A 12,710-nucleotide genomic window follows, 5' to 3' on the forward strand; every position below is an offset into this window, starting at 1 on the left:
TTGATAAAAATTGATGTATAAGTATTAGATTAATCGTTGCAGTTCCATAGAAGTGAAAATCAAATTGCCAATTGAAAGGATTTGATTTGTTCTACAGATGCCCAATTACCGTGCAATGGCACGAGCAGGCGTTAACGCAGAAGGTGATGCATGATCAACATCAACATTGATGAAAAAATAAATATATTATTCAATTATTTAGATAGAAATGTGGAGCGAGTGTTGCCTATTGCGTCGATAATCAGCCTCTGTTTTCAGCACTCGCTCTGTATTGCGTCCGCAGGGTGCAATACAAAAGTCGGGCAATGCACCTCATTAGTGCGGAATGGCAAAAATATTTCTGCATCACGCATTGCCACTTCTGCTCCGCCGTCAATACGGATACAACTTTTTGCGGCGGGCAGCAGGTTGCTTAACGCTGATACAGGATACGAATACAGCCAGGGCAGATGGCATTGATTCTGGTCAAATCATTGTTGAGCCATGAGCATGGAGGCATCTGTAAAGAAGGCAACTATCCAGCAAAAGACGATTTTTGGAATTTCCTCCATACAGATTAAAAGCGGCTGTCGCTATGGATGCTTCCCGCATTTGTTCCAGCTCAGGCATCCGCAGGCATCGTTTTTTCGCCATCTGATGCAGCCTGTCAGAGAGCATTTTTGTGGCGTGCTCATCCCCTCCACGGTGCCAGCAAAACGCAGACGGCCTTTGCAGAGGATGCACTCGTACGGATCTGTGTCCGGGAAGCCTTTCATCAGCACCGCAAACCCGGGCCGCTTCGGTTTTTCCCTTACCGTCACAGCGCTTCCCAGACCTTCGGCAGCAGCGTACCCCGCCTGCGGTTGGCCAGAAAGCCGGAGTAGCGCACCATCTTAAAATGCCGCGCCGGTACGTGGCTGATATAGCACCCGATCATCTCTTCCTGACTCAGCGTCTGGCGTTTATGCTTTCCCCTGCAGTGGCCGAGGTAATGGGGGACCACCGCGCCACCGGCGGGCGCTAAAGGTAGTGTTCCAGATATTTCACGCTGTGTCAGGTACCCCGGGTATTCTTCGCGAAGTGTACCTTACAGTGGCGACCATACTGTGCCTTCAGGTAACGCCGCCACTGCTCCCAGTCCCGGCAGGGTGTCGGGGCTGGCCCGCTCATAGCTGCCGCGCAGCAGGCGGATAACGACACCCCGCCAGATTTCCTCAATGGCCTTCTTTTTGAACAGACGTCGTGCTTAACGTCAAGTCCACCGCGGGTGACGGAAACGTGGATATGGGGGTGCTGATTAAGCTGGCGGCCGTCAGTATGAAGGGCGCAGAAGATACCGACCTCGATACCCTGGCGGCGCACCCACTTCAGCATGGCCCGTGTGGTGCAGCGGAACAAGTCGTTGAGCAGGGGCCGGTTGTTGCTGAAAAAGGGCCACAGCAGGTGGGACATGGTAAAGGTGACAGGCTGCCATGCGCAGCCGGGCAGGGCTGTTCCTTATATTGGCTACGTTCAGGTGATGCTTATAGTTACCCTTGTAGCCAAAGAGACGAGAGAAAAATATAACCTGATAGCCCGAGCGAACGATCGGATTGCATGGACTTATTTCTGATGCTACTGACTGATGAACAATAATTATTAGACTACGTTACTATGAAGTACGGGGAGCGATCTTCTCCGGCAAAGAAGGAATGGACGTTTCAGGAGCATTTTAATTTTATTCAAGAAGATCTGGAAGAAATGCTGTTTGACCTGTTCACCCGATATGGAATTGAGCACGATAATTTTAATTTAGATGATTACTTTATGCCGGGGTTGTGCTGGTGGCAGTTGAGGCTTAAAAAGGAGTTTCGAGGCCGTAAGTTTAAAAACTTGACGCTGGAAATGATTATTGAATCTTCAAAGGCTGGCCGCTGGATTTATGACTGAGCGCCGGAATAAATAATTTTGTAAATTATTCGTACCCATGTTTAACTCTGTCTCTGACGGGTTTTTTATATTTTTCATGTATATCTTGATAAGTGGCACTCAGACGTGAGCCGCCACTGGCCGTTAAATCAGGCTGTGGCGAGTACAGCCTGTGGGATGCAGAAAAAGATTTAGCGGCCTCCCCATTCCCTGCCTGGTTTCACGTCTCAACACTTAACGTTACGAGAAACCACGACATGAAAAAATTGCCTGAACTCCGCCAGGCAAAAGCCGCCTTAAAACCCGGATGCGGTCCATCATGGATAAAGCCACTGAGGAAAAGCGCAACCTGAACACCGATGAGAGTAAACAGTTCGACGAGCTCCGCGCCCGGGCTGAAACGCTTGATACTGATATTTCCCGCCTGAAACCGCTGGCCGCCAAAGCTGCCACCATCGAAGGGACTAACCCCTGCCTTGCCATTGTGGGCGAGTATCACCTGCACCCGGATAACAGCGTTTACTCCGTGCCTGAGCTGGGCATGGACGCACGGCCTGAAGGCATTCTTTTTGCCATTACAACAGCTGGCCGCTGCGATGAAACAGGACGGTTACGAGCTTGACGGTTGCGACCGCCTCATTATCCGGCAAGCCCTTTCACGCGCACTGATCGCACAGCGTCGCAGGGCAGACCTTGAACGGTTCAGCCAGCACTACCTACACCTGGAATAAACCCCACCATCCCCGCCGCCGATAGTAGTACAGGTAAACTGCAATACCACTAAAAGAGGCGATTTGTTCTTATGCTTCCAGTGCTGTTCATCTAAACATTTGTATAAACACTAGTAAAAAACCACCTGTATAGCAGGTGGCATTGATTTCGCCCCACAGGGGCGCACTAAGTCCAGACTCAGAGAGCCTTCCCTTCACACTTCTTTCAGTGGAAGCTGGCTCTCTTCAACTTCATGTTTTTCCTGATACTTCACGTACTTTATTATCATTTCTTCGTTTATACCTACGGTATCGACACAATAACCTCTTGCCCAAAAATCATTCCCCCACTGCTTGTTCTTACGCAGGCAGGGAAATTTACTGAACAATCGAAGGGCTGTTTTACCCTTTAAGTCGCCTGTTACATGGGAAATCGAAAGCCATGGAGGCACTTTTACCCGCAAATGGACATGGTCTGTCTGGACATTCAGCTACACTACTTCTATCCCGGGCTGCTCACCTGAGATCCTTATCGGCTCACAGACCTCTTTACCAACATTGTTACTAAGGATGCGAAACCGGTACCTGGGTGTCCATACGATATGATATTGACAACATCAGGGCACATGAGATGCTTTCTGGAATCTACTCATGGTTAAATCCCTGGCAGTTATGGGGATAACAGATTCGGATTTTCCCATGAGTAGCATGACTGGCAGAGCCAGCTTATTGCTGACCACCCCCACAGGAGGTGGTGTTCATTCAGGGATAAAAAATGCGTCACACCATGAGGTGAAACGCCTTTATAAACAACATGATAGCAAGGGTCTGTCAGTTCATGCCGTATTTCTTCAGCTTTTTACGCAGTGTACCGCGGTTGATGCCCATCATCAGGGCTGCACGGGTCTGGTTGCCACGGGTATATTGCATCACCATATCCAACAAAGGCTGTTCCACTTCAGCCAAAACCAGCTCATACAGATCATTAACATCCTGACCATTTAGTTGAGCAAAATAGTTCTTCAGTGCCTGTTTAACCGAATCACGCAGAGGTTTTTGGATTACCTGATCTTGTGAATTAATGGTTGAAACGGTGAGTACGTCAGAATTTACGCGTTGTTCGAACATAGTTCTGTCAGCTCTTTATTTTTATTACGCAAGTTTTTCGAAGTATGCCTCCAACGCCTCCAGCTGTTCGCTGGCATCCTCTATGGCGTTGAATGTGCGCCGAAACTGGTCGTTTGGGGCATGCTCCTGGAGATACCAGGAGACGTGCTTTCGGGCAATACGGTATCCCTTGCGTTGACCGTAAAAGTCGTGCAGTTCCCGTAAATACCCGATGAGCAAGCGCTTAACTTCAGCCAGTGGCATCGGTGCCAGCAGCTCCCCAGTGTCCAGATAGTGCTGGATTTCCCGGAAGATCCAAGGTCTTCCCTGAGCCGCACGTCCTATCATAAGGGCATCAGCCCCCGTATAGTCGAGCACGGCTCTGGCTTTATGCGGGTCAGTAATGTCTCCATTCGCGATGACGGGAATAGAAACGTTCTGCTTAACTGTCCGAATGCTGTCATATTCAGCTTCACCGTTGAACAAACAGGCGCGTGTACGTCCGTGGACGGTCAGGGCCTGAATGCCACAGCGTTCAGCCAGTTGGGCAATATCTACACAATTACGGTTGTCTACATCCCAGCCGGTACGAATTTTCAGCGTAACGGGAACTTCCACTGCATTCACCACCGCTGAAAGAATCGATTTAACCAACTCAGGGTGCTGAAGCAGGGCAGAACCCGCCATCTTACGGTTCACTTTTTTAGCTGGACATCCCATGTTGATGTCGATCACCTGCGCACCTGATAAAGCATTAATGCGGGCGGCTTCAACCATCTCTGCGGGATCACAGCCGACAATTTGCACTGTTCGAATACCAGGCTCATCGCTGTGAACCATACGCAGTCGTGATTTGTCACTGGCCCAGACTTCGGGATTCGATGACAACATCTCCGACACGGTCATACCAGCGCCCATTGCATAGCAAAGAGTTCGAAAAGGCCTGTCGGTTATCCCGGCCATTGGCGCAGCAATCAGGCGATTACGAAGCTGGTGGTTTCCTATGCGCATGAAAAAAGTGACCATAGAGTGTCCGCAAGGCGGCGTATATTACGCATTTTTCCCCGAAGATGAAAGGCCAAACTTTGAGCGATTCACCTTCAGAGGGCAATGCAACACGTTATCCGCTTTGAGAAAAAATAAATATGTATAATAAACAATGCATTGAGAATTTAAGGTTATTTTGCATACAATTTTTTTTTCTTTTTTCGTATACAACTTAACAACATAAACACCGGAATTCTGACGTGAAAAAGCCATATCTTCTCTATTCTCATTATCTGACAAAACACGCATGCCTTCTTTTTATGCAAAGGGTGTGAAAAATTAATCGACAATCATTCTTCCATGCAGGGGTTGTATCGGACGGTTGTTCGCGTACTTTAACGCATGTTGAAACATTTTCAGCTGACTGGTTGACAGCGTAACCGGATGCTTCATTACCAGCCAACGAACGCCTTCGGTACAGGGGGGCGTGGTCAGTGAACCGCTGAAACGATAATAGCTCTGATCAGCTGGCAGCAACTGGCTAAGGTCAATGCCGTGATTTAAAACCTGCGGGTAATTCTTTTTCGCTGGAAATGCCGCAATTAATGGCACCAGAGCCTGATTTTCTTCACCCTCTTCAAACATAACGGCCAGTACTGCCAGTTCATTATTGTCATCGGCATGAACAAAGTGCGCTTCGAGCGGCCAGGCTTTTCCCTCGATATGATTTTCGCTGGGGGCATGGAAATGGAACTGCCTAAGAGTAAACTTTTTACCATCCAACAAGAGATGATCGTCGTCTCTGACGGTGATCATAATAGTATGGCCATTATTGACGATGGTTTCGGTATCGGTATGAAACTGAATCTTAAGGTCAGGGTTATTGCCGTGGATCACCTGATTGATATCTACGGGGGACTGGTATTTTCCTTCATGACAGACATGGAATGCTTTACTCAATTCCCCCCAGTGTTCGGGGGATTGCCGCCCTTCGTATGACCAGTGACTGGCAGAACTGACGGGCGAAAGGAAAGCGGCTACGGAAAGCAGCAGTACTGAGGTTTTAATCTTCATAATCCCTTATCTTTAGTGGTTCCGGCACCATTCCCGGTACCGATAAGTTAAGCTGTTAAAGACCTGCTAATTGTAATGCTATTTGCCATGTCTGACAAAGTTGGTTATCTCTGAAAAAAGAAGATCACAGAAAGACTTAACGACAAATCCCGGTAATTCTGCACCATTCTTCTTTCTCAGCTACCGCATCAAGCGCAAACTTTTCTGCATAGGCTTCACAGACGCTCTCGGCCTGACTGGCCAGAACGCCAGATAACCCCAGATGCCCGCCCTTAACAGGCAAAATACCGATCAATGGCGCCAGTTCACGCAGTGGGCCCGCCAGGATATTTGCCACGACCACATCCGCCTTGAGGTTGTCGGGCTGCTGGTGAGGAAGATAGAGAGAAAGCTGCTCTGAAACACCATTGCGCCCGGCATTATCGCGGCTGGCCTGAATAGCCTGCGGATCAATATCAATACCGATAGCCTTTGCCGCTCCCAGCTTCAGCGCAGCTATGGCGAGAATGCCTGAACCACAGCCGAAATCGATAACGGTTTTATCGGTCAGATCAAGGCCATCCAGCCACGTCAGGCACAGCGCAGTTGTGGGATGGGTTCCTGTACCAAACGCCAGCCCGGGGTCGAGCATCACATTCACAGTGTCCGGGTCAGGCACATCGCGCCAGCTGGGGCAAATCCACAGCCGCTGACCGAAGCGCATAGGGTGGAAATTATCCATCCATTCACGTTCCCAGTCTTTATCCTCGATCTGCTCAATCTTGTGGTGAAACCCCTCACTCAGCAGTGGATGATATTGCATTGCAGCAACGATCTCTGCCATGCCTGTTTGGGCATCAAACAGTCCGATAACATCCGTATCACCCCACAGCCGTGTTTCACCGGGCAGAGGCTCGAACACCGGGTTATCATGTGTATCCTGGAAAGTAACCGACACCGCCCCGTGTTCGATTAGCGCATCACCCAGTTCTTCAGCCTGAGCGCCAGTGGTGTTAATTTTCATTTGTATCCAGGGCATTGCGGTTCTCTTTAATCATTCTGAGTGAAAGACCGGGCTGACTCTTCAACCCGGCCAAAACGGTTGCCAGTTACAAAAGCAATCAGGCTCAACAACAGTGAGGGAACAACAGGGTGAAAGCCCAGCGGTTGCAGCGACAGCCCGGCCAGCAAAATATAGCAAGTTGTACCGGCCATCATGCTGCAAAGTGCGCCGGCCGCGTTGGCTTTTGACCAATAAAGCCCCAGTATCAGCGGCCAAAGAAACACTACCTCCAGGCCACCAAATGCTAACAGATTCAGCCAGATGAGCATCTCTGGTGGCCGCCAGGCGGCCAGTATTAACAGCAGGCACAATACCAGGGTCGTCAATGCCGAGATTTTTTTTAGTAAAGCTTCATTAGCGATATGGTGCGGGCTGACGCGTAGGAAAAGATCTTTGACGATAGTCGCGGATGATTGCAGCAACTTCGCATTGACCGTCGACATAATCGCTGCCATTGGCGCTGCAAGAAAGATCCCTGCGGCAACTGGCGGTAATACATGGATCATCAAGGTTGGGATCACCAGATCGGGAATGGCGAGATCCGGCAACACGGCTCTGCCCAGTGCACCAGCCAGGTGCATACCAAATATTAATACCGTAACGACTACCGACCCGATAGTGATGCCGCGATGAACAGCTTTACTGTCTTTGTAGGAAATACAGCGCACGGCGGTATGAGGCAACCCGACAAGGCCAAAACATACCAGCACCGAAAAAGAAGCCAGAAAAGTCGGGCTGAGGATGCCATCCACACCGCCCGGTGAGATCAGCTGCGGATTAATTTGCTGTAGTTTAATCACCGCACTCTTTACGCCGCCGGCCGCATAGATAACAGCAAAAAGCAGCAAAAAAGTCCCTGCCAGCATCACCATTCCTTGCATTGCATCATTGAGCACGCTGGCACGGAAGCCGCCGAACGCGGTGTAAAGGGCGATACTTAAGCCAAATATCAACAGTCCCGTGCTGTAAGGGATGCCCGCCGCCGTTTCCAGCAGGCGTGCGCCGCCAATAAATTGTACCGTCATTGCGCCAATAAAAGCGACTAATAAACTGATGCTGGCGAACCAGACCAGCAGCGTGCTGCTATAGCGTGCAAACAACATATCGTTCAGTGTGACGGCCTGATAGTGGCGGGCAAGGATAGCAAATTTCTTGCCAAGGACTCCCAGAGAAAGCCAGAGGGCAGGAACCTGTACCATCGACAGCAATACCCAGCCCAGCCCGTACTTATAGGCCGCACCCGGTCCACCAATAAAAGAGCTGGCGCTAATGTAGGTTGTGGTGAGTGTCATGGCCAGGACAAAGCCGCCCATTGAGCGGCTTCCCAGGAAATACTCCATCAGAAAGCTACCCTCGCGCCTTTTTCGCATGGCATAGACAGACAAACCGGCGATCAGCAACAGGTAAGCTATCAAGGGCAGAATAATCACTGCATTCATTGATCATCCTCCAGCGGAATATCACGAAATATTCGCCTGACCATCAGCGAGCAGAGAAAAATAAACAGGGCAGGGACCAGCAGGCAGGCCACCTCAAACCACTGAGGCAGACCTGTTAGTCCGATTTCATTGCCCGCAAGGGTAGGCGCTAACGCCCAGCAGGCGATATAGGCGACGGCCAGTAAAAACGACCAACGTGCTTCACGATGAGCCTGAATGAAGCGTTTATCCATTTCTTAACCTCAATGACTGATAAAGAAAAAGGCCGGTCAAGCCAGCCTTTTTCATCATCCCAGGGTGTATCAGGTTTCCTGAAGGCCGAGCTTTTTCTCCAGATAGTGGATGTTGGTGCCGCCACGCTGGAAATTTTCATCGTCCATGACTTTCATTTGAAGCTCAACATTCACTTTGATACCGTCAATGATCAGCTCTGCCAGCGCATTCTTCATGCGTGCAATGGCCACATGACGGGTTTCGCCGTAGGTGATCAGTTTGCCAATCATTGAATCGTAGTGGGGAGGAACGGTATAGCCTGCATAAATATGTGACTCCCAACGCACGCCAAACCCACCCGGTGCATGGAAGCGCGTGATTTTTCCGGGGCTGGGCAGAAACGTATTGGGATCTTCCGCATTAATGCGGCATTCCACTGCATGCCCGCGAATCACCACGTCTTCCTGTTTGATCGACAGTTGTTGATCGGCTGCGATACGCAGCTGCTCTTTGATCAGATCCACACCGGTGATCATTTCTGTCACCGGGTGCTCAACCTGAATACGGGTGTTCATTTCAATGAAATAGAACTCACCATTTTCAAACAGAAACTCAAAAGTACCTGCACCTCGATAGCCAATTTCAATACAGGCTTTGGAACAGCGCTCGCCGATAAAGCGACGCAGTTCTGGCGTGATGCCCGGTGCTGGCGCTTCCTCCACCACTTTCTGGTGGCGGCGCTGCATTGAGCAGTCGCGTTCAGCAAGATAAATGGCATTGCCCTGGCCATCTGCCAGCACCTGAATTTCGATATGGCGTGGATTTTCCAGGTACTTTTCCATGTAAACCATGTCGTTATTGAAAGCCGCTTTGGCTTCCGCTTTCGTCATATTAATTGATTGCTCAAGATCTTTATCACTGCGAACGACGCGCATGCCGCGACCGCCGCCGCCGCCAGAGGCTTTGATAATCACCGGATAGCCGATGCGTTTAGCGATGGCCCGGTTTTTATCCATATCATCGCCCAGTGAACCGTCCGAACCCGGAACGGTTGGCACGCCGCTTTTCTTCATCGCGGTAATAGCGGAGACTTTGTCGCCCATAAGACGGATGGTTTCCGCTCTGGGACCGATAAAAATAAAGCCAGAACGCTCAACCTGTTCGGCAAAATCCGCATTTTCGGACAGAAATCCATATCCGGGGTGAATAGCCACGGCCCCGGTAATTTCTGCAGCCGAGATGAGCGCAGGGATGTTCAGGTAACTTTTAACTGACTGAGCAGGACCGATACAGACGGTTTCATCTGCCAGCAGAACGTGTTTCAAGTCGCGGTCTGCACTGGAATGCACGGCGACAGTCTTAATGCCCAGTTCTTTACAGGCACGAAGAATGCGCAGGGCGATCTCACCGCGGTTGGCTATAACAATTTTATCCAGCATGGTTGGCCTCGTTATTCGATGACTACCAGCGACTCGTCAAATTCAACTGGTTGACCGCTTTCCACCAAAATCGCTTTCACAACGCCAGATTTGTCGGCTACGATCTGGTTCATCATTTTCATCGCTTCGACGATGCACAGAGTGTCACCAGCATTCACTTTCTGGCCGACTTCAACAAACGCTTTAGCGTCAGGATTTGGGGTACGGTAGAACGTCCCCACCATTGGTGAACGTACGATGTGACCACTGATCTCGGCAGCCGCAGGTGCTTCCATTGCCGATGTCGTGGCGGGAGCAACGGCAGTTGCCAGCGCAGGTGCCTGCGGCATCATGGGCGCTGCGTAGGCTTGCTGCATCATGGGGTAACCCGTGTTGGCTGGAGAGCGACTGATGCGAACGGACTCTTCACCTTCAGAGATTTCCAGTTCAGAAATACCTGATTCTTCAACCAGTTCGATCAGTTTTTTAATCTTACGAATATCCATGATTGTGGTTCCGTACTCTGTTTAATTAGATTGTGACAGGCGTTTTACAGCTGTCTGTAAAGCCCAAGAGTAACCCTCGGCACCAAGGCCACAGATAACACCCGCAGCAATATCAGAAAGATAAGAATGATGGCGAAAAGGCTCACGAGCGTGCACGTTTGACAGATGTACTTCGATAAACGGGATGTTGACTGCAAGCAGTGCATCACGAAGCGCCACGCTGGTATGGGTGAAAGCAGCCGGATTGATGACGATATAATCGACACGATCTTTAGCCTCATGAATGCGGTCAATCAGAACATATTCCGCATTGGACTGAAGATGACTCAACTTCACCTTGAGGGCGTCAGCCTGCGATGTTAAGTCGCTCACGATCTCTGCCAGCGTCGTTTCCCCATATTTCTCTGGTTCACGGGTTCCCAGTAAGTTGAGGTTGGGGCCGTTTAAGAGCAGTATGTGGAACTTTTCAGCCATCTTGCTGCTATCTCCTGCGATAATTGGATCATCGCACAAAATACAATGCGTAAAGCCATTTGTCACCTCTATCGATAAAATTTGGTTTCAGCGCCGCTTTGACGCCTGGCATTATAACGATTTCGTGGCAATTCACAGCTAAACACTGGTCTTATCAGCGAAGATTATCGTTCATTACCTTCGCGCATCGGGTTTCTCCGCAGTTTAAAGAAGGTCACATGAAGCAGTCGACCTGCCTTAATGCCACCAGCGACGCATTTTTTTGTAGCGTAAGCCCAGCAAAATAAGTGCGATGATGGCGTAAATCCATGGTTGAGGAGAAAAAACTTTCACTGACCACAGATAGTGAATGGGTGCAAGGATCAGCACGATGTAAAGGGTATTGTGCAATAATTGCCAGCGTTTCCCCAACGCCCTCTGTGCTTTCTGGAAGGATGTCAGGGCCAACATCAACAAAATAAACCAGCTGATAAGCCCCAGCATCAGATAGGACCGACGGATTATTTCCGCGCCGAGAAAACCCAGATTACTGATACCCAGCTCTAATACTGAGTAGCTCACCAGATGCAATGTTGCCCAGGCAAAGCACCACAGGCCCAATAGCCGACGGACTCTGATTAGCAAAGGCTGCTTTCCGTAGCGCGTCAGCGGCGTCACCAGTAGCGTTCCCAGTAAAAACTTTAACGCCATTCTGCCTGTAAAATGTTGAATGTCTTTTGCCGGGTCGGCACTCAACCAGCCCTGATCAACGGACAAAATCAGCCAGAGCAGCGGCAAAAATCCGGCGAGATGAAGCGCGATTTTCAGGACGGTGATATGTTTAATATTCATGCGGAACATTAAAAATTCTCCCGCAAATTCATCCCCTTATAAAGCGATGCTACCTGTTCTTCGTAACCGTTAAACAGTAGCGTGGGCTGACGTTTTACATCAAGGATGCCGCCGGCTCCGATAAAGCGCTCGGTCGCCTGCGACCAGCGCGGATGATCAACCTGTGGATTGACGTTGCCATAAAATCCGTACTCGTCGGCGGCAAGATGATTCCATGTGGTGGGCGGCATATCCCTGACCAGAGTAATTTTGACAATGGATTTAATGCCTTTGAAACCGTATTTCCATGGCACCGTTAAACGCACAGGTGCACCGTTTTGCGGCGGCAGTGTTTTACCATAGACGCCGGTGGTCAGAATAGTAAGCGGATGCATTGCCTCATCCAGTCGTAATCCTTCGACGTAGGGATAATCGATTCCGCCGCCGATAAAACGATCTCTCTGGCCCGGCATTTCATCGGGTGCATACAGGGTCTGAAAGGCAACATAGCGGGCATTGCTGGTGGGTTCGACCAGTTTGAGTAATTTTCCCAGTTCAAAGCCAATCCAGGGCACTACCATCGACCAGGCTTCGACACATCGCATACGATAGATGCGCTGCTCCATTGGGAAACGTTTAAAAATGTCATCCATACTTAATGTGATTGGCTTTGCCACTTCCCCGGTGATTTCAATTTTCCAGTCAGTGGTTTTCAGCGCACCGGCATTCGCAGCCGGGGCGGCTTTGTCCAGGCCAAACTCATAGAAATTATTGTAACCTGTGACCTTATTCTCCGGCGTCAAGGCCAAATCCGCCTGATATTGTGCCGGGCTGGAAAAGATAAGGGGCTTACCCGTAACGGCATTTGCCTGGCTATCTGTTTTAAACCATGACAGCAGGTCCGCCTGAGCGCAGGGCAGTGACAGCGCGGCAGTGCTGATGCCCAACATTTTCAAAATCTGACGGCGCTTCACATTGAAAATATTTTCAGGGGTGACATCGTTTTCAGTCAGTTTATTCACGGGTTTCATTGGGTGCGTCTC

Annotated in this window: 12 protein-coding genes and 4 pseudogenes; 3 read left to right on the forward strand and 13 right to left on the reverse strand. The window is 49.9% G+C overall.

Annotated features, from left to right (window positions below; translation table 11 throughout):
- Nucleotides 1-591: 591 nt before the first annotated feature.
- Nucleotides 592-1,467 (reverse strand): annotated as a pseudogene (locus LU633_RS26440) (IS91 family transposase); the annotation flags it as partial.
- On the opposite strand from LU633_RS26440, the pseudogene LU633_RS26445 reads away from it, so the two are divergent.
- The 3 genes and pseudogenes from LU633_RS26445 to LU633_RS03495 form a co-directional block, all read left to right on the forward strand.
- Nucleotides 1,463-1,591 (forward strand): annotated as a pseudogene (locus LU633_RS26445) (STM2901 family protein); the annotation flags it as partial. The pseudogenes LU633_RS26440 and LU633_RS26445 sit on opposite strands and share 5 nt — an antisense overlap.
- Before the next feature lie 41 nt (nt 1,592-1,632).
- Complete coding sequence (locus LU633_RS03490) at nt 1,633-1,908, forward strand: DUF1493 family protein (RefSeq protein WP_016190621.1); 276 nt, start codon at nt 1,633-1,635, stop codon at nt 1,906-1,908.
- A 298-nt stretch (nt 1,909-2,206) separates the two neighbouring features.
- Nucleotides 2,207-2,476, forward strand: a pseudogene (locus LU633_RS03495) (terminase large subunit domain-containing protein); the annotation flags it as partial.
- Between the two features lie 336 nt (nt 2,477-2,812).
- Here LU633_RS03495 and tnpA read toward each other — a convergent pair.
- The 12 genes and pseudogenes from tnpA to msrP all read right to left on the reverse strand — a co-directional run bounded on the left by tnpA (nt 2,813) and on the right by msrP (nt 12,698).
- Nucleotides 2,813-3,199, reverse strand: a pseudogene (gene tnpA, locus LU633_RS03500) (IS200/IS605 family transposase).
- Between the two features lie 229 nt (nt 3,200-3,428).
- Nucleotides 3,429-3,725, reverse strand: a complete 297-nt coding sequence (fis, locus tag LU633_RS03505) for a DNA-binding transcriptional regulator Fis (RefSeq protein ID WP_016190619.1) — start codon at nt 3,723-3,725, stop codon at nt 3,429-3,431.
- Nucleotides 3,726-3,749: 24 nt separating this feature from the next.
- On the reverse strand, nt 3,750-4,715 hold the full coding sequence (gene dusB, locus LU633_RS03510; protein ID WP_016190618.1) for a tRNA dihydrouridine synthase DusB: 966 nt from the start codon (nt 4,713-4,715) through the stop codon (nt 3,750-3,752).
- 315 nt (nt 4,716-5,030) lie between these two features.
- The gene (locus LU633_RS03515; protein WP_016190617.1) at nt 5,031-5,765 is read right to left on the reverse strand and encodes a carbonic anhydrase; all 735 of its coding nucleotides are present in this window, start codon (nt 5,763-5,765) and stop codon (nt 5,031-5,033) included.
- 136 nt (nt 5,766-5,901) lie between these two features.
- Nucleotides 5,902-6,783, reverse strand: coding sequence for a 50S ribosomal protein L11 methyltransferase (gene prmA, locus LU633_RS03520; RefSeq protein WP_016190616.1), 882 nt, complete (start codon nt 6,781-6,783; stop codon nt 5,902-5,904).
- Nucleotides 6,784-6,794: 11 nt separating this feature from the next.
- On the reverse strand, nt 6,795-8,246 hold the full coding sequence (gene panF, locus LU633_RS03525) for a sodium/pantothenate symporter (protein WP_016190615.1): 1,452 nt from the start codon (nt 8,244-8,246) through the stop codon (nt 6,795-6,797).
- Nucleotides 8,243-8,479, reverse strand: a complete 237-nt coding sequence (locus LU633_RS03530; protein ID WP_016190614.1) for a YhdT family protein — start codon at nt 8,477-8,479, stop codon at nt 8,243-8,245. The genes panF and LU633_RS03530 overlap by 4 nt, the downstream gene beginning before the upstream one ends.
- 69 nt (nt 8,480-8,548) lie before the next feature.
- Nucleotides 8,549-9,898: an acetyl-CoA carboxylase biotin carboxylase subunit gene (accC, locus tag LU633_RS03535; protein ID WP_016190613.1), complete on the reverse strand. Its 1,350-nt coding sequence runs from the start codon at nt 9,896-9,898 to the stop codon at nt 8,549-8,551.
- Nucleotides 9,899-9,909: 11 nt separating this feature from the next.
- Nucleotides 9,910-10,383 carry an acetyl-CoA carboxylase biotin carboxyl carrier protein gene (accB, locus tag LU633_RS03540; RefSeq protein ID WP_016190612.1) on the reverse strand — a complete coding sequence of 158 codons (474 nt, stop codon included), beginning with the start codon at nt 10,381-10,383 and terminating at the stop codon, nt 9,910-9,912.
- A 21-nt stretch (nt 10,384-10,404) separates the two neighbouring features.
- Nucleotides 10,405-10,857: a type II 3-dehydroquinate dehydratase gene (aroQ, locus tag LU633_RS03545; protein ID WP_016190611.1), complete on the reverse strand. Its 453-nt coding sequence runs from the start codon at nt 10,855-10,857 to the stop codon at nt 10,405-10,407.
- 237 nt (nt 10,858-11,094) lie between these two features.
- Complete coding sequence (msrQ, locus tag LU633_RS03550; protein WP_016190610.1) at nt 11,095-11,697, reverse strand: protein-methionine-sulfoxide reductase heme-binding subunit MsrQ; 603 nt, start codon at nt 11,695-11,697, stop codon at nt 11,095-11,097.
- Nucleotides 11,697-12,698 (reverse strand): protein-methionine-sulfoxide reductase catalytic subunit MsrP, encoded by a 1,002-nt coding sequence (msrP, locus tag LU633_RS03555; RefSeq protein ID WP_016190609.1) that lies wholly within the window; start codon nt 12,696-12,698, stop codon nt 11,697-11,699. Before msrP ends, msrQ begins: the two co-directional genes overlap by 1 nt.
- Nucleotides 12,699-12,710: the final 12 nt, after the last annotated feature.

Source organism: Erwinia tracheiphila, assembly GCF_021365465.1.
GTDB classification, from domain to species: Bacteria; Pseudomonadota; Gammaproteobacteria; order Enterobacterales; family Enterobacteriaceae; genus Erwinia; species Erwinia tracheiphila.